Annotated in this window: 13 protein-coding genes and 2 tRNA genes; 4 read left to right on the top strand and 11 right to left on the bottom strand. The window is 70.2% G+C overall.

Annotated features, from left to right (window positions below):
- The first annotated feature begins 148 nt into the window (after positions 1-148).
- Positions 149-874, top strand: a complete 726-nt coding sequence (locus tag ACIBJG_RS27585; protein WP_399311357.1) for a 3'-5' exonuclease — start codon at positions 149-151, stop codon at positions 872-874.
- Positions 875-950: 76 nt separating this feature from the next.
- On the opposite strand, the gene ACIBJG_RS27580 is transcribed toward ACIBJG_RS27585, so the two are convergent.
- Together ACIBJG_RS27580 and ACIBJG_RS27575 are read right to left on the bottom strand one after the other, a co-directional pair.
- Positions 951-1,022: transfer RNA gene (locus ACIBJG_RS27580), tRNA-Val, on the bottom strand.
- Between the two features lie 39 nt (positions 1,023-1,061).
- The gene (locus tag ACIBJG_RS27575; protein ID WP_399311356.1) at positions 1,062-1,508 is read right to left on the bottom strand and encodes an SRPBCC family protein; all 447 of its coding nucleotides are present in this window, start codon (positions 1,506-1,508) and stop codon (positions 1,062-1,064) included.
- A gap of 83 nt (positions 1,509-1,591) precedes the next feature.
- Between ACIBJG_RS27575 and ACIBJG_RS27570 the strand changes: the two genes are divergently transcribed.
- Positions 1,592-4,105 carry an SCO7613 C-terminal domain-containing membrane protein gene (locus ACIBJG_RS27570; protein WP_399311496.1) on the top strand — a complete coding sequence of 838 codons (2,514 nt, stop codon included), beginning with the start codon at positions 1,592-1,594 and terminating at the stop codon, positions 4,103-4,105.
- Between the two features lie 36 nt (positions 4,106-4,141).
- Here ACIBJG_RS27570 and ACIBJG_RS27565 read toward each other — a convergent pair whose 3' ends face one another.
- From ACIBJG_RS27565 to ACIBJG_RS27535, 7 genes are all read right to left on the bottom strand, one after another.
- Positions 4,142-6,886: a Tat pathway signal sequence domain protein gene (locus ACIBJG_RS27565; protein ID WP_399311354.1), complete on the bottom strand. Its 2,745-nt coding sequence runs from the start codon at positions 6,884-6,886 to the stop codon at positions 4,142-4,144.
- Positions 6,887-6,975: 89 nt separating this feature from the next.
- Entirely contained in the window at positions 6,976-7,557 is a 582-nt protein-coding gene (locus tag ACIBJG_RS27560) for a hypothetical protein (RefSeq protein WP_399311352.1), read from the bottom strand.
- A 7-nt stretch (positions 7,558-7,564) separates the two neighbouring features.
- The gene (locus tag ACIBJG_RS27555; protein ID WP_399311350.1) at positions 7,565-8,431 is read right to left on the bottom strand and encodes a carbohydrate ABC transporter permease; all 867 of its coding nucleotides are present in this window, start codon (positions 8,429-8,431) and stop codon (positions 7,565-7,567) included.
- Positions 8,428-9,417, bottom strand: a complete 990-nt coding sequence (locus ACIBJG_RS27550; RefSeq protein WP_399311348.1) for a carbohydrate ABC transporter permease — start codon at positions 9,415-9,417, stop codon at positions 8,428-8,430. Before ACIBJG_RS27550 ends, ACIBJG_RS27555 begins: the two co-directional genes overlap by 4 nt.
- A 13-nt stretch (positions 9,418-9,430) precedes the next feature.
- Positions 9,431-10,714 carry an ABC transporter substrate-binding protein gene (locus tag ACIBJG_RS27545; RefSeq protein ID WP_399311346.1) on the bottom strand — a complete coding sequence of 428 codons (1,284 nt, stop codon included), beginning with the start codon at positions 10,712-10,714 and terminating at the stop codon, positions 9,431-9,433.
- Between the two features lie 177 nt (positions 10,715-10,891).
- Positions 10,892-10,963 (bottom strand) — tRNA-Val (locus ACIBJG_RS27540).
- A 54-nt stretch (positions 10,964-11,017) separates the two neighbouring features.
- Positions 11,018-11,509 (bottom strand): TIGR02611 family protein, encoded by a 492-nt coding sequence (locus ACIBJG_RS27535; protein ID WP_399311343.1) that lies wholly within the window; start codon positions 11,507-11,509, stop codon positions 11,018-11,020.
- 190 nt (positions 11,510-11,699) lie between these two features.
- Here ACIBJG_RS27535 and ACIBJG_RS27530 point away from each other — a divergent pair, with 190 nt between their 5' ends.
- Positions 11,700-12,113: an SsgA family sporulation/cell division regulator gene (locus ACIBJG_RS27530; RefSeq protein WP_003959770.1), complete on the top strand. Its 414-nt coding sequence runs from the start codon at positions 11,700-11,702 to the stop codon at positions 12,111-12,113.
- A 342-nt stretch (positions 12,114-12,455) separates the two neighbouring features.
- The gene (locus ACIBJG_RS27525; protein ID WP_399311341.1) at positions 12,456-13,031 is read left to right on the top strand and encodes a CGNR zinc finger domain-containing protein; all 576 of its coding nucleotides are present in this window, start codon (positions 12,456-12,458) and stop codon (positions 13,029-13,031) included.
- Between the two features lie 4 nt (positions 13,032-13,035).
- On the opposite strand, the gene ACIBJG_RS27520 is transcribed toward ACIBJG_RS27525, so the two are convergent.
- Positions 13,036-13,191, bottom strand: a complete 156-nt coding sequence (locus tag ACIBJG_RS27520; protein ID WP_164494018.1) for a hypothetical protein — start codon at positions 13,189-13,191, stop codon at positions 13,036-13,038.
- A 214-nt stretch (positions 13,192-13,405) separates the two neighbouring features.
- Entirely contained in the window at positions 13,406-14,377 is a 972-nt protein-coding gene (locus ACIBJG_RS27515; protein ID WP_399311340.1) for an acetylxylan esterase, read from the bottom strand.
- Between the last annotated feature and the right edge of the window lie 43 nt (positions 14,378-14,420).

Genomic DNA, 14,420 nt, shown 5'->3' with positions numbered 1-14,420 from the left:
GCGGCGGTGTGTCAGCTTCCGGCCCCGTCACCTGTGTTGTCACCGCACAGGACGGCCTCCAAACGGCGTATCAGGCAAAGGGTGCGGGTATCACCGAACCGGGCAGAGAAATCACACCATCTGCCGCTCGGGCGCGAGGAGTTCGGGGATGACTCATTGGTACGAGGGGCCGCTGGCCGCTTTCGACACCGAGACGACGGGAGTGGACGTCGAGCAGGACCGGATCGTGTCGGCCGCGCTCGTCGTCCAGGACAGTGCGGGAGCGCGGCCACGCGTCACCCGCTGGCTGGTGAATCCGGGAATCCCGGTGCCCGTGGGGGCGACGGAGATCCACGGCCTGACCGACGACCACCTCCAGCGGAACGGGCGGTGGCCCGCGCCGGTGGTCGAGGAGATAGCGAGGGCGCTGGCCGAGCAGAGCGCGGCGGGCCGGCCACTGGTCATCATGAACGCGCCGTTCGATCTGACGCTGCTGGACCGCGAGCTGAGGCGGCACCGGGCGTCGTCGCTCGGCGGCTACCTGCAGAACGCCTCGCTGTGCGTGCTGGATCCGCGGGTGCTCGACAAGCACCTGGACCGCTACCGCAAGGGGCGGCGCACGCTCACGGATCTCTGCGAGCTGTACGGGGTGGTGCTGGACGGGGCGCATGACGCGGCGGCCGATGCGGCCGCGTCGCTGGAGCTGGTCCGGGCGGTGGGGCGGCGGTTCGCCGCCCGTCTGGAGCGGTTGTCACCGGCGGAGCTGCACACGCTCCAGGCGGTGTGGCACGCGGCGCAGGCGCGTGGCCTGCAGGCCTGGTTCGCCAAGAGCGGGACGCCGGAGACAGTGGACCCGGCCTGGCCACTGCGTCCGGAGTTCCGCGCCGCGGCGTGAGCGGAGTCGGGGCTTCGCGTCCGGACACGCAGAAGCCGGCCCGTCGGTGTTGCTGACGGACCGGCCTCTCCCGGGGTGGGCGATACTGGGTTCGAACCAGTGACCTCTTCGGTGTGAACGAAGCGCTCTCCCACTGAGCTAATCGCCCGGGAACGGGTTGAACCATACAGGGCTCGGCGGGTGTGGTTCAAACCGCTTCCAGCCGGGCCGCGAGACCGCGTCGTCCGGCCCGCATCATCAGGGCGTGATTGGCCCGGAACACGGCCCGTCCCGGCACAGCGAGGACGCGCATCAGCGTGCGGCGCACCACGACCTCCTGTTCGTACGCGGCACGGCTCCCGGAGCCGTGCGGGAGGACGGTCCAGCGCGCCCAGCCTTCGAGGTCACCGGTGAGGGTCACTTCGAGTACGCCACCGGGCACGTCGCGACGGCGTTCGCGCAGGGTCATGACGAGGTCGTGCGGGAGGAGGGAGCGGATCCGGGCGGTGCCGCCGGCGTCGTCGGCGAGGGCGACCTCGCGGACCTGCGGCCACCATTGCGGGTACTGCTCGACGCGTTCGAGATGTGCGCAGACGGCCCGGGGAGGGGCGGGCAGGTCCCAAATGCTGACGAAACGGTAGTGGTTCCAGTCCATGTCTCCAGGATGCGCGTACTCACCCGGGGAACTGAGTACCCGTGCGCATCTCCGCTCGCGTGGCCCGCACCACACTCGCCTCCATGGAACATGTGCCGCCACCCGCCGAGGAACTGGTCATCCTCGACCGTGAGCTCGCCCGGCTCGATCTGCGCCGGTCCCAGCTGCTGACCCGTCGCACCTGGCTGCTGAGCGTGCTGCAGGCCCCCGGTCCCCGGCCGGCCGCGCCGCAGTTCCCGCCGCCTGCGGCACGTGCCTGGGCCGGGGCTCCGGCCCCCCTCGCGCCGCCGTTCGCGCCGCCCTCTCCCCCGGTCCGTACCCGTAGCGCGCAGAACGTGCTGCTCACCCTGGGCGGTCTGCTGCTGACGATCGCCGCGATCGCGTTCACCCTGGTCAGCTGGGGGCAAATGGGGATCGGCGGCCGCTCGGCGGTCCTGACCGCTGTGACGGCCGCTGCGCTGGCCGCGCCCGCGGTGCTCCTGCGGCGGGGCCTGTCCGCGACGGCGGAGGCGCTCGGGGCGCTGGCGTCGGTACTGATGGTGCTGGACGCCGTGGCTCTGTACCTGGTCGCGTTCCCGGACACCGGCGGCCTCGGGTACGCGGCCGCCGCTTCGGCCGTGCTGGCGGTGCTCTGGGCGGCCTACGGTCTGCTGCTCGACCGGTTGCGGCTACCGCTGCCGCTGGCCGTTGTCAGTGCGCAACTGCCGCTGGTGCTGTGGGCGTGGGCCGCTGAGGCGGACGCCCTGATGTTCTCCGTCGCACTGCTGGCGACGGCGGCGGTGGACTGTGCGATCGCGGTGTGGTTCAAGGGGGTTGCGGTCCGGGTCACGGCCTGTGCCGGTCTCTGTGTCACCGGTGGTACGGGCCTGCTGGTGGCTCTGGTGAAGTCGCTGTCGGCCGGGGGGCCGGCAGGTGCGGTGGTGCCTGGCGTGCTGCTCCTGATGGGTGCGGTGATCGCTCTCGCGGGGGCCCGGCGGGCGCCGGCTGCTCTCGCGGTGGCCGCGGGTGTGGTGGCCGGACTGGCCGGCGTGGCCGCGGTGGGCGGGGTCCTGACCGCGGCGGTGTCCGACGGCTGGGCGGTGCCGGTGTATCTGGTGTGCGGCGGGCTGCTGTTGCTGGGCGTACGGGCTCCGCTGGGGAGCCCGGCCGTGCGGGGTCTGGTGTGGGCCGCGGGTTCGGTGACGGCCGCTGCGGTGCTGTTCTCGGCCGCCCCGGTAGCGGTGGCGATGGTGGGTCCGGTGGCTCAGCTGGGCCGGTTGTGGTCGGGGACGCCGGGCGCGGGGGTCCGGGGGGCGCTGGGGGCCACGGACCTGCCGTGGCAGGAGATGACGGCGGCTCCGGTGGTGCTGCTGATGGTGGCTGCGGCGCTGGGGTCCGCGTACCGGTCGTGGGAGGGCCTGGTGCGGTGGGCAGAGCCGGTGCTGTCCCCGGGTCCCGTGTGGCGGACGGCCGCGGCGACGTCGGCGGTGCTCGTCGGCTGGGCGGGGCTGACGGTGCTGCCGCCCGCGCTGAACGTCTCGTACACGGCCGCTGTTTCGCTGCAGTGGATGCTCGTCGCGGTGGCGGTGACCGTCGCGTCGGGCGCGTTGCGCCGCGGGATGACGGGTGTGGCGGTGAGCGCGTGGGTGTGTGCGTCGGCCGGTGCGGTGGACGTGGCCTTGCTGTCGCTGAGTTCGGAGCCGGCCACCTACGCGGTGTTCGGGGCGCTGTTGCTGTTGTTCGCCGGCGCCGCGACGGCGGTGGACACGCCTGGGGAACCGTCTCGTCCTGCGGTGTTCGTGACCGTGCAGGCGGTACTGGCGTGTGCGGCGATGGTCTGTGCCGCGGTGCTCGCTGTCGCGTTCGGTGCGTCGATGGGGCTCGAAGCGTACGAGGCGGCGCCCGTGCTGCTCGTCGTCCCCGCGCTTACGGCCGGGCTGGGTGCACGGCTGAAGGGGCACCCGGTGGCGCTGCCGCTCGAACTGACCGGTGCGGCAGTGGGCCTCGCCGCCGTCGTGGCGGCGCTGGGTGACCCGGCGTTCCTGGCTCTGGTGCTGGCCCTCGGCGGGGTGCTGGCGGCGGGTACGGCGCTGCGCCCGGAGCGGCGTGAGGTGGCCGGGTACCTGGCGACGGGGCTGTTCGTCCTGGCGTCCTGGGTGCGGCTGTCGGCGACCGGGGTGTCGTCCCCGGAGGCGTACACGCTGCCGGTGACCGTGCCGGCGCTCGTGATCGGTGTCCTGCGCCGTCGTCGCGATCCTGCGGCGTCCTCGTGGACCGCGTACGGGGCGGGCCTGGCGGTGACGCTGGTGCCGGCGCTCTTCGCCGCCTGGGTCGACCCGCACTGGCTGCGGCCGCTGTTGCTGGGGGTGGCGGCGCTGGTGATCACGCTGCTGGGGGCGCGGCTGCGGCTCCAGGCGCTGTTGGTGCTGGGCGGTGCGGTGCTGGCGCTGGACGCGGTGCACGAACTGGCCCCGTATGTGGTGCAGGTGGTGGGTGCGATGCCGCGCTGGGTGGCGCCCGCGCTGGCCGGAGTACTGCTGCTCGCCGTGGGGGCGACGTACGAGAAGCGGCTGCGTGATGCCCGGCGGCTGAGGGACGCCCTGGGCCGGATGCGGTGACGTACCGCATGCCGGTCCGGGGCGCCCTCGGGGGCCTCAGGCCGGCATGTGGTCAGCGACCAGCGCGAGGTTCTCGATGGCTGCGAGGCCGTACAGCGCGGTGTCGTTGGTATAGACCCAGTTGGCCTCGCTGCCCGGGACGATGGTGACCGGGCCGCTCACCTTCTCGGTCTTCCATGGAGCGGATTCCTTGTAGCCGTCGCTGTTGTAGAACTTCTCCCAGGCACGGGCGGCGAGCTTCTCGTCGCCCGTCTGCACGGCGGCGTACGCGTCCATCCGGGAGTGGCCCTGGAAGAGGAGCAGGCTGCCGAAGTGGGAGCCGTAGCGCGCGGTCTGTTCGGCCTTGGTGGCGTTGAAGTAGCGGCAGTAGTCGAGGTACGCCTCCTTGAACTTCGGCATGTCGATCAGGCCGATGAGTTCGGCGCACAGTTCGTTGAGTCCGAAGACTCCGGACAGGTGGGAGACGCTGACGACGGGTTCGGTGGCGACGGCGAACCTCCCGGTGTCCAGGTCGTAGAGGCCGCTGCCCTGCACGAAACCGTTGGGCTGGGCGGCGATGGTCTCCATGGTGCCGAGCACCCGGGCCTTCGCCTTATCGGCCTGAGGCCCGCCGCGCTCCCATTCGGTGAGCCAGGCGGAGACGAGTCCGCTCCAGTCGGTCCCGAAGCCGACGGACAGGGCGTGCCGGTCCGGGGTGTAGGGCTCGGTGCGGATCTTGCGGAGGGGGTCGAGGCCGAGGAAGGTCTCGTCGGAGTCGACGTTGGCCCGCATCAGGTCGCCGACGCGTTCGTCCGCGGTCAGGAAGTAGTAGAAGCGCCGGTAGGTGGTGTTGGCGATGCGCTGCTGCTTGGCGCTGTCCGCGTAGTGCTGTACGCCGTGGCGGGTGCCGAGGCCGGCCCAGTCGCCGAGGTGGTAGACGTCGACCTCGCCGGTGTGACGGGTCATGGCCTCGGCGAAGCGGAAGATGTCGGCGCGCCCCGAGCGCAGGTAGGCGTACCAGAGCCAGAGGTCGGGCGAGAGTTCGGAGTTGTCCCAGGCGTAGCCGCCGACGTCGTAGCGCCACTGGTGCCGGGCGGGGTCGTACGAGTGCATGATGTCGCCGTAGTCCCAGAAGCCGTACCAGCGGCGCATCTCGACCTGGTCCCTGTAGTACGTGAACAGGAAGTCCAGGTGGTCCTCGATCTTCGCCCTGGCCGGGGTGGAGCGGTCGACCGGGGAGAACAGCCCGCCGAAGACGCCCGCCCCGATGAGCTGGGACGGCGGGGCGACGAGCTGCGGAAGGGTGCGCACGGTGCGGGTCTGCTGGGCGAGGGCCTCGGCGCTGGGGGTCGAGTCGTTGGCCCAGAAGACGAGTTCGCTGGTGCGGGCGATGCCGTACGGGGTGCCGAAGCCGGGCTCGTAGTCCTCGTAGGTGATGTTGAGGCCTTCGAGCTGTTCGGCATAGGTGTCCTGGCCGAGGCCGTCGTGGTAGAAGCGCAGGTCCATCGGTTCCGCTTCGGGCGACCAGAGCCAGAGCGTGACCTCGGCGGCTTCGGTGTCGGCGCCGCGGATGTCGAGCTGGGCGGGAAACTTCTCCCAGAAGTCGCGTAGCCCGAAGGAGAGTCCGCCGCTCGCGCCGCCCACGTATCCGAAGCCGGAGGCGCGCCGTCCGCCGCCGGCGGCGATCCAGCCGTGGCCCTTCTTGGTGCGCTTGCGCAACGAGAAGCCGTCGGCGGAGAGCTGGCTGAGGGTGTAGTCGCCCCAGGTGGGGATGAGCGGGAGGCGAGTGGTGACGCGCTGGTCCCAGGTGGCGGGGTCGGGCAGCTTCGTGCCCTCGAACTGGGCGGCCTGGACTGCGGCTCCGGGGTCGCGGCGCAGTCCGGTGATGCCCTTGACGGCTTCGCGGAGCATGCCGGACTCGTCGCCACCGATGCGGATGTGGCGGTCGTAGGCCTCGTCGCGCATGGGGACGGTGAAGCGGACGCCGAGGCCGCGGATGAAGTCGCCGCTCGCCTTGCCGGGTTCCTGGGTGCCGTCGAAGGTGATGGTGTGCATCATGCGGAACGATTCGGCGCCCGCGTAGAAGTAGAGCCGGACGGAGAACGGGAGCCAGGAGCGGTTGCCGTGGCGGTGCTTGCCGTCGATGCGGACGACGGCGCGGACGGGGCCGCTCTGCTCCACCTCGGTCCTGCTGATGGCGCTCTCGAAGCGTTCGTACTTCTCCTGCCCCTGGTCACCGTCCTCGATCTCGCCCTGGCGGATCAGGACGAGGCGGCCGTTCCTGGCGATCTCGGTGGAGCCGCGGGTGAGGGAGGTGACGAGCGAGGAGCCGGCCTTGCCGATCTTCGCGGTGATGACTCCGGTGGAGACGATGATGGAGCCGCCGCTGTTCCTGACGGTGACCTTGTGGGCGGCGGTGGCGGGTTCCCCGGTGGTCAGGGTGAACTTCTTGGCGCCGCCGGCCTCGGGGCCGACCGCGTGGGCGGTCCACTTCAGGGAGCCGTCGGGCCATTTGGCGGTGGCCCAGGTCTGGACGGGGATGTCCTTGCCGTCGGCGGTGGCCAGGGCGAACCTCTGGTCGGCGGGGTAGCGTCCCTTGGCCCAGGGGACGCCGAAGGTGGAGCCGGGTGCGGCGCCGAGGCCGGCCTCCTCCAGCCAGCCGATCTCGACGGGGCCCTCGGTGGCCTTGCCGGTAGCGGCGGTGGCCTGCTGGGCGGTGTCGTTCAGCACCCAGGAGAAGGGGGTGGCCGCGCCGGCGACGGCGGCGGCCTTGAGGACGGTGCGGCGGGGGATCGGGGACATCACGACTCCAGTTCGTTGCGAGAATGCGTGGCGAAAATGGGCATGACTGATCGCACGCTGACGCGTGGTGGTGCCGTAGTGGGGTCGGGTCAGCGACGGTCGGCGGCAACCGCCGCCGCGGCGAGACAGCCGAGGGCGGGCGCGGCAAGGGGCGGAATCTGCCAGGCGGCGAGGGCCAGGGCGACGAATCCGCCGACGAGCAGCAGTGATCCGGCCAGGTCGGTGAAGGTCCTGCGGCCCGCGGTCCGTACCGTCTGCGCCCAGGAGGTGCCTGGCTGCCAGGCCGCGGCCGTACGCAGTCCCCAGACGGCGACGGCCGGCAGTCCCAGCAGGCTCACGGCGATGAGCGGAGGGCCGCCCGGCAGCAGGCCGGACCGGGCGACCTGCCAGTCGAAGGCGAGCAGGGCGAGCGCGGCCCACCACAGCAGGGAGACCCGCCAGCCGGTGCGGAACGCCTCCCGTACGTCGGCGGCGAACTCCCGCACCCCGCCCGCTTCACCGGCCAGGTAGCGGCGCAGGTGCCGGCTCCCCGCGGCGAAGGCCGCGGGGAACGTGACGAGCGGCAGGGCGGCGACGGTGATCCACACGCCGGTGAGCAGGCATTCGGAGAAGACGCTGAATCGCTCCCGGACGAAGGAGGTCCTGGGTGAGGCGGAGGATTTCGTCGCCACGGGGTGCTCAGCCCTTCAGGCCGGAGGTGGCCATGCCGTCGATGAGGTAGCGCTGGAAGGCCAGGAAGAAGGCGAGGACCGGCAGCAGGGCCACCAGTGACATCGCGATCATGCCGCCGTAGTCGGCGACGGCGTCCTGGTCGATGAACATCCGCAGCCCCATCGAGACGGTGTACTTGTCCGGCTCGTTGAGGTACAGCAGCGGGCCCATGAAGTCGTTCCATGCCTGGATGAAGGTGAAGATGGCGCTGGTGATGAGCGCGGGCCGGCACAGCGGCATCACGATCGACCAGTAGATCCGCAGGTGCCCGCAGCCGTCCAGCCGGGCGGCCTCGTCGAGTTCCTTGGGCAGTCCGCGCATGAACTGGACCATGAGGAAGACGAAGAACGCGTCGGTGGCGAGGTACTTGCCGATCAGCAGCGGAGTGAAGGTGTTGATCAGCTCCAGCTTCTGGAACATCACGTACTGCGGGATGATCAGTACGTGGTACGGGAGCAGCAGCGTCCCGATCATGATGGCGAACATGGCGTTGCGCCCGGCGAAGCGGACCTTGGTGAAGGCGTACGCCGTGAGCGAGCAGGAGAGGACGACTCCGATGACCGAACCGACCGAGATGTAGGCCGAGTTCAGGAAGAACTTCCAGATCGGGATGTCGGCGATGCCGTCGGCGAGCCGCTGGTAGTTGCCGGTGATCGGGTCGGTCGGGAAGAGGTTCAGCGCGCCGACGATGTCCTCGCTCGGCTTGAACGAGGCGCCGATCGTCCACGCCACCGGGTACAGGACCACCACGAGGATGGCGAGTGCGCCGATGTGCCAGGCGAGGGAGCCGGGGAGCCGGCGTCGTACGGCGGCAGTGGTGTCCATCGGGGTCATCGGCCCCCCTCCTCGTAGTGCACCCAGCGCTTCTGGGACCAGAACAGCACGGCGGTGACCAGGCCCACGGCGACGAGCAGCAGCCATGCCATGGCGGAGGCGAAGCCCATCCGGCTGTTCGCGAAGCCCTGGTCGTACAGGTAACAGGTGTAGACGAGCGTCGCGTCGGCCGGGCCGCAGCTGCCGTTGCTGACGATGTAGGCGGAGGCGAAGATCTGGAAGGAGTGGATGGTCTCCAGCAGGACGTTGAAGAACAGCACCGGCGAGATCATCGGCAGGGTGATGCTCCAGAACCTGCGCCAGGGACCGGCCCCGTCGACCTCCGCCGCCTCGTACAGCTCCCTGGGTACCTGCTTGAGGCCGGCCAGGAAGATCACCATCGGGGCGCCGAACTGCCAGACCGTGAGGGCCACCAGCGCGTAGATGATCATCTGCGGGTCGCCGATCCAGCCGCCCGCGTCGATGCCGAACAGTTGCTGCCCCCGGTCGACGACCGCGTCGTCGGAGAACAGGGCGCGCCAGACGATGGCCGCCGAGACGCTCGCACCGATCAGCGAGGGGGCGTAGAAGGCCGCGCGGTAGAAGGACTGCCCCCAGCGTTTCTGGGCCAGGAGCATCGCCACCGCGAGCGCGGCGGCCAGCTTGACCGGCGTGCCGATCACCACGTACCAGGAGGTCACCTTGACCGACTGGCGCCAGCGGGGGTCGGCGAACATGTCGGTGAAGTTCTTCAGCCCGACCCACTTCGGGGCGTCGAACAGGTTGTAGTCGGTGAACGCGAGGTACAGCGAGAACACCATGGGTCCGGCGATCAGGAACAGGAAGCCCGCGATCCAGGGCGACATGAACAGATAGCCGGTCAGATTCTCGCGGTGGCCCCGCGGTCGCGGTGCGGGGCGGGTCTTGCGTCCCGGGCCGCTCCGCTCCACGGCGGCGGGGTCCTTGCCGAGGACCGGGCCGCTCGTGGAGGTCTGGATGTGAGTCACCGCGTCATTCCTCTCAGTTCGAGGCGAGGGCGGTCTTCGCCTCGGAGAAGAACTGCTTGACGGAGTCCTCCGGCGAGGCTTTGCCCAGGGACATGTCGCCCGCGATGCGCAGGAACGCCGCCTCGACGACGTCGGCGCCGGCCGGGTGCGGAGTGATGGGCTCCAGCACGCCGGCCTTGGCGATCTCGGTCTCGTACGCGCCGATCGCCTTGCTCGGGGCGTCGGTGGGCTGGAAGGCCTCGAACTGCGCGGTGGTGGCGGGGACTCCGCGGTCGTAGCCCATGATGCGGGCGACAGCGGGGTCGTGGGTCATGAAGCTGATGAAGGTGGCGACCTCGGCGGGGTGCTTGGTACGGGCCGTGCCGCTCAGCATCAACGAGCCCAGGTACTGGCCGGTCTTCTTGCCGTCGGTGCTCGGGATGGGCGCGAGGCTGTAGCTGCTCTTGCCCTCGGCGCTGTAGCGGACCGAGAAGTTGTCCCACGTGAACTCACCGGCCGAGAGGCCCTTGGCGAGCGCGGAGGCGGGCTTGATCTGCTCGACCTTCTTCTGGTCGGCGTAGATGCCGGCCTTGACGCGGGCGAGCGCCTCGGTCCAGTACGGCAGCAGTTCGCCCTCGCCGAAGCCCATGCCGTCCTCGGTGAAGAACGCCTTGCCGTTCTGCCGCAGCACCAGGTCGTACAGGTACATGACTCCGTGGGGACCGGAGTCGCCGGCTATGCCCTGACCGGCCTTGATCTTCTGCAGGCCCGCGTACCAGTCGTCCCAGGTCCAGCCGAGGCTGGGCTCGACGCCGGCCTTCTCGAAGACCTTCTCGTCGATGACCAGCGACATCGAGTTGCTGCCGACCGGCACACCGAGCAGCTTGCCGCCGATCTCCGCGAACTTCTCCAGCCCGGCCCGGAAGCCCTCCAACTGGAGGTTGCCCTTCTTCGCCTGCGGGTTGAGGTCGAGCAGGACGTTCTTCGCCTCGTACTTGCGCAGGAACGTCACCGCGTTCTGGATGACGTCCGGCGGGTTGCCGCCGGCCGCCTGGGTGTTGAACTTCTTCCAGAAGTCCGGGTACTGCTGGAAGTCCGTCTTCACCTTGATCTTCGGGTGCTTCTTCTCGAAGAGCTTGACGCACTCCTGGACCTTCTTCGCCCGGTCGTCGGCGCCCCACCAGGCATGCCGGATGGTGACCGGGCCGTTCGAGCCGCCGCCCGAGCCACAGCCGGCCGCCGTCAGCCCCAGACCGGCAGCCGACAAGCCCGCGAGCTTCAGCATCTGCCGCCGGTCCATGCCCTGGTTCCGAGACATAGTTCGCCCCTACGCTTGATTGAATCGTTTTAGAAAGCGCTTGCCGGGTCAAAGTAGGGAGCGGCACCGGCGGCGTCAATGGCTGGGACGAAAATCGATCGAAGCGCTTCAACGACATGTTCCGGAAACGCCGACGGCCCGGAAGCTTCAAGAAGCTTCCGGGCCGTCGGTCCGGGGTGGGCGATACTGGGTTCGAACCAGTGACCTCTTCGGTGTGAACGAAGCGCTCTCCCACTGAGCTAATCGCCCGGGCGCACGCCAAACATTACCCCATGTCAGCGGCGCTCCCCGACCATCCCCAGGTCACTCGTTGATCTTCCACGGCATGACGATTCCGAACTTCCACAGATAGATCCCCACCAGCACCGCGATGATCACGAGGCCGATCACCGTGAGGGCGATATTGCGCCGCCGCACGCTGGGATCGAGCGCGCGCTGAGCGGCCTCGGTGACCTTCCGGCGCGTCCAGCGCAGCACCAGCTGCGCCCAGACGAACTCGGTCGCCCAGATCGCCATGCCCCCGAAGATCACCAGCCAGCCGGGGCCCGGCAGCGGCAGCATGACGATGCCCGCCGCCACCACGGCCAGGCCGACCACGAACACGCCGACCTGCCAGCTCAGGTGCAGCGTCCTGGACGCCTTGATGAACCCCGGCGCCCTGGAGCCGAGCTCCCGGTCCTCCTTCGTCACACCCTCCGTGACGTCCCCCGTCACGCTCTTGCGCGCTTCCCCCGCCGCGGGCGCCGGATCCGCCGGTGCGGCGGCCCCGTCCCGCTCGTCACTCTCCGCATTCATGGGGGCCAACCTACCGGAACGCTCCTCGTCACCGGAATGGCCGCATCACCCAAAGTTACACACCCCTGCACTAGCCACCTGAAGGATCACAAAACGGTCAGAGGGGTTTACAACGCCACCGTAGGTGGCATGTCGATTTCGCCGACGTGCGAATCCCCGAGCGCACACTGAGCGAAAGGCCCTGGCGCTTATGAACACCACGGTCAGCTGCGAGCTGCACCTGCGCCTCGTTGTGTCGAGCGAGTCCTCACTGCCTGTACCCGCGGGCCTGCGGTATGACACGGCCGATCCGTATGCCGTGCACGCCACCTTCCACACCGGAGCGGAGGAGACGGTCGAGTGGGTTTTCGCCCGTGACCTCCTTGCCGAGGGGCTGCACAGGCCCACCGGCACCGGAGACGTCCGCGTCTGGCCATCCCGTAGTCACGGCCAGGGCGTCGTCTGTATCGCACTGAGCTCCCCAGAGGGCGAAGCCCTGCTGGAGGCCCCCGCGCGGGCCCTGGAGTCGTTCCTCAAAAGGACCGACGCCGCGGTTCCGCCGGGGACCGAGCATCGTCACTTCGATCTCGATACGGAGCTCTCACACATCCTGGCCGAGAGCTGAGCCAGGCCGAGAGCTGCACGGCGCCGTCCGACTCGGGGAGATGGCGTCGCGCAGACAACCTCATACGGCTGACACCGGCGCCGTCACCACGGAATCCACCGTGGTGACGGCGCCGGTCCGCGTTCCCCCGGGGGTCCGGCGTGCCCCTCCGAGGCCCCACGCGCCTGCCGGACACCCGCGGAGCCCTCCGCCCGTCGCCCAAGTGGGCGGGCGCGCCCCGGGGGCCCCTGAGGCCACTCAGGCCACTCAGGCCACTCAGGCCACGGTGCCCCCGGGGTGAGCCAGTAGAGTCAGCCGGCATCGGCGGGCGTCCCGTCCCGCCGGAGGCCAGGGAGCGGAAGCGTGCTGATCCCCCACGACACCCGGATCGCCCTCGACGTGGTGGTCGCTCTGGTGAACACCGCGCCGGAGAGCGAGCAGCCCGAGGGCGGCTCGCCCGTCGACGGACTCGCCGACATCGAGGCGCTGTACGCGTTCACCGGACGCCACCGGGTGAGCGGGGTGAACGAGCTCGACGAGAAGGACCTGCGGGCCGTCCACGACGTACGGGCGCGGTTCGCCGAGGTCTTCGCCGCTACGGACGCACAGGTCGCCGCCTCGCTCGTGAACGCGCTCGTGGCCGCCGCGGGCACCACGCCGCAGCTCAGCAACCACGACGGCTACGACTGGCACGTGCACTACTTCGCACCGGACGCCTCGCTCGCCGACCACCTGGCGGCCGACTGCGGCATGGCCCTCGCGTTCATCATCGTGGCGGGCGAGACGGAGCGGCTGCGGCGCTGCGAGGCGCCGGACTGCCGGCACGCCTTCGTCGACCTCTCGCGCAACCGTTCCCGCCGCTACTGCTCCAGCCGCACCTGCGGTAACCGCCTGCACGTGGCCGCGTACCGGGCACGCCGCAGGGAAGCGGCCGGCTGACGGCTCACAGCACGAAGAGATCGTGCAACGCGGCCATCAGCAGCAAGCCGCCGATCACCGTGAGGAAGATCATCAGAGGGGGCTGGGAAAGCGCGAAGAGGCAGCCACGCGGCTCTTCGGCTGGGGGTGCGGGGGCATCGCCCCGGGAGGTGTCCACCATCTCGGGACGATCATGACGCAGACCGGCCCCCGTTGGTGATCAACACTCCTTTTCGTGACGGGAGTTCACCCCTCACAGGGTGGGCCGAATCGCTCCGGCGTCCGATCACCCGTCAGGCTTTCGGAACTCCGCTCCCCCGTCGGGTTTTCGGGACTCCGCTCCGCCACGGGGCTTCCGGAACTCCCGCGCCCCGCACCCCTGGTTCCGCGTCCGGTCAGCCCAGGTCACGCAGCATGCGCAGCTGTGCGGCCCGGTGGACCGAGGTGCCGCCCTCGTGGCCGTTCCAGGGGTAGACCTCGATCTCCTTGGGACCCGCCCAGTTGTTGTAGGCGGCGAAGACCGTGGACGGCGGGCAGATGGGGTCCATCAGGGCCACGGAGTACAGCGTCGGCATGTCGGCCCGGGCGGCGAAGCTGATCCCGTCGAAGTACGAAAGGGTCCGGAACACCTGGTCGGCACGGCCGTGCTGGGTGGCCAGGAAACGCACGATCTCCTGGTACGGGTCCTTGTCGGTGATCTCGACGGCCCGCCGGTAGTGCGTCAGGAACGGTACGTCGACGAGCGCGGCCCTGACGTGGGGGCTGAGCCCCGCGACCGCCTGCGCGATGCCGCCGCCCTGGCTGCCGCCGTGCACGACGATCCGGTCCGGGTCGACGGACGGGTGGGCGCGGGCCACCTCGACGGCACGCACCGCGTCGGTGAACACCCGGCGGTAGTAGTAGTCGTCGGGGTCGAGGATGCCGCGGGTCATGAAGCCGGGCGACTGCGGGCCGGCGCCTCCGTGCGGGTCGGCGGTGGAGCCCGCCGAGTGGCTGTTGACGGCGCCCTGGCCGCGGGTGTCCACGACCAGGGTGGCCCAGCCGGCCGCGGGCCAGACCAGGTGGTCGTGCGGCAGTCCGCGTCCGCCGCCGTAGCCGAGGTAGTGGACGACGGCAGGCAGCGGTCCTTCGGCACCGGCCGGCACGTTCAGCCAGGCGCGTATGCGGTGGCCGCCCCAGCCGGCGAACGACACGTCGTGGACGTCGACGTTGCTCAACGCGGCGTCGTAGGGACTGAATTCGGCATCCAGCGGGTGCTCGCCGGCCTCGTCGAGGGTGCGTCGCCAGAAGGCGTCGAAGTCGTCGGGTTCAGTGGACTGAGGCCGGTAGCTGCGGAGTTGGTCCAGGGGCAGGTCGAACAGGGACACGACGTCTCCTTTTCGGGCACGCGGAAGGGAACGGAAAGGGTGG

This window comes from Streptomyces sp. NPDC050422 (assembly GCF_044458665.1).
In the GTDB taxonomy this organism is placed as follows: Bacteria; Actinomycetota; Actinomycetes; order Streptomycetales; family Streptomycetaceae; genus Streptomyces.
The sequence above is the reverse complement of the archived record's forward strand: the minus strand, read 5'-3'. Positions and strand labels throughout refer to the sequence as shown.

Bases quoted from the DNA above. Each gene is read 5' to 3' on its own strand.
- ACIBJG_RS27570 (WP_399311496.1), top strand. From the start codon at position 1,592: ATGGAACATGTGCCGCCACCCGCCGAGGAACTGGTCATCCTCGACCGT.
- ACIBJG_RS27555 (WP_399311350.1), bottom strand. From the start codon at position 8,431: ATGACCCCGATGGACACCACTGCCGCCGTACGACGCCGGCTCCCCGGC.
- ACIBJG_RS27545 (WP_399311346.1), bottom strand. From the start codon at position 10,714: ATGTCTCGGAACCAGGGCATGGACCGGCGGCAGATGCTGAAGCTCGCG.
- ACIBJG_RS27520 (WP_164494018.1), bottom strand. From the start codon at position 13,191: ATGGTGGACACCTCCCGGGGCGATGCCCCCGCACCCCCAGCCGAAGAG.
- ACIBJG_RS27530 (WP_003959770.1), top strand. From the start codon at position 11,700: ATGAACACCACGGTCAGCTGCGAGCTGCACCTGCGCCTCGTTGTGTCG.
- ACIBJG_RS27535 (WP_399311343.1), bottom strand. From the start codon at position 11,509: ATGAATGCGGAGAGTGACGAGCGGGACGGGGCCGCCGCACCGGCGGAT.
- ACIBJG_RS27585 (WP_399311357.1), top strand. From the start codon at position 149: ATGACTCATTGGTACGAGGGGCCGCTGGCCGCTTTCGACACCGAGACG.
- ACIBJG_RS27565 (WP_399311354.1), bottom strand. From the start codon at position 6,886: ATGTCCCCGATCCCCCGCCGCACCGTCCTCAAGGCCGCCGCCGTCGCC.
- ACIBJG_RS27575 (WP_399311356.1), bottom strand. From the start codon at position 1,508: ATGGACTGGAACCACTACCGTTTCGTCAGCATTTGGGACCTGCCCGCC.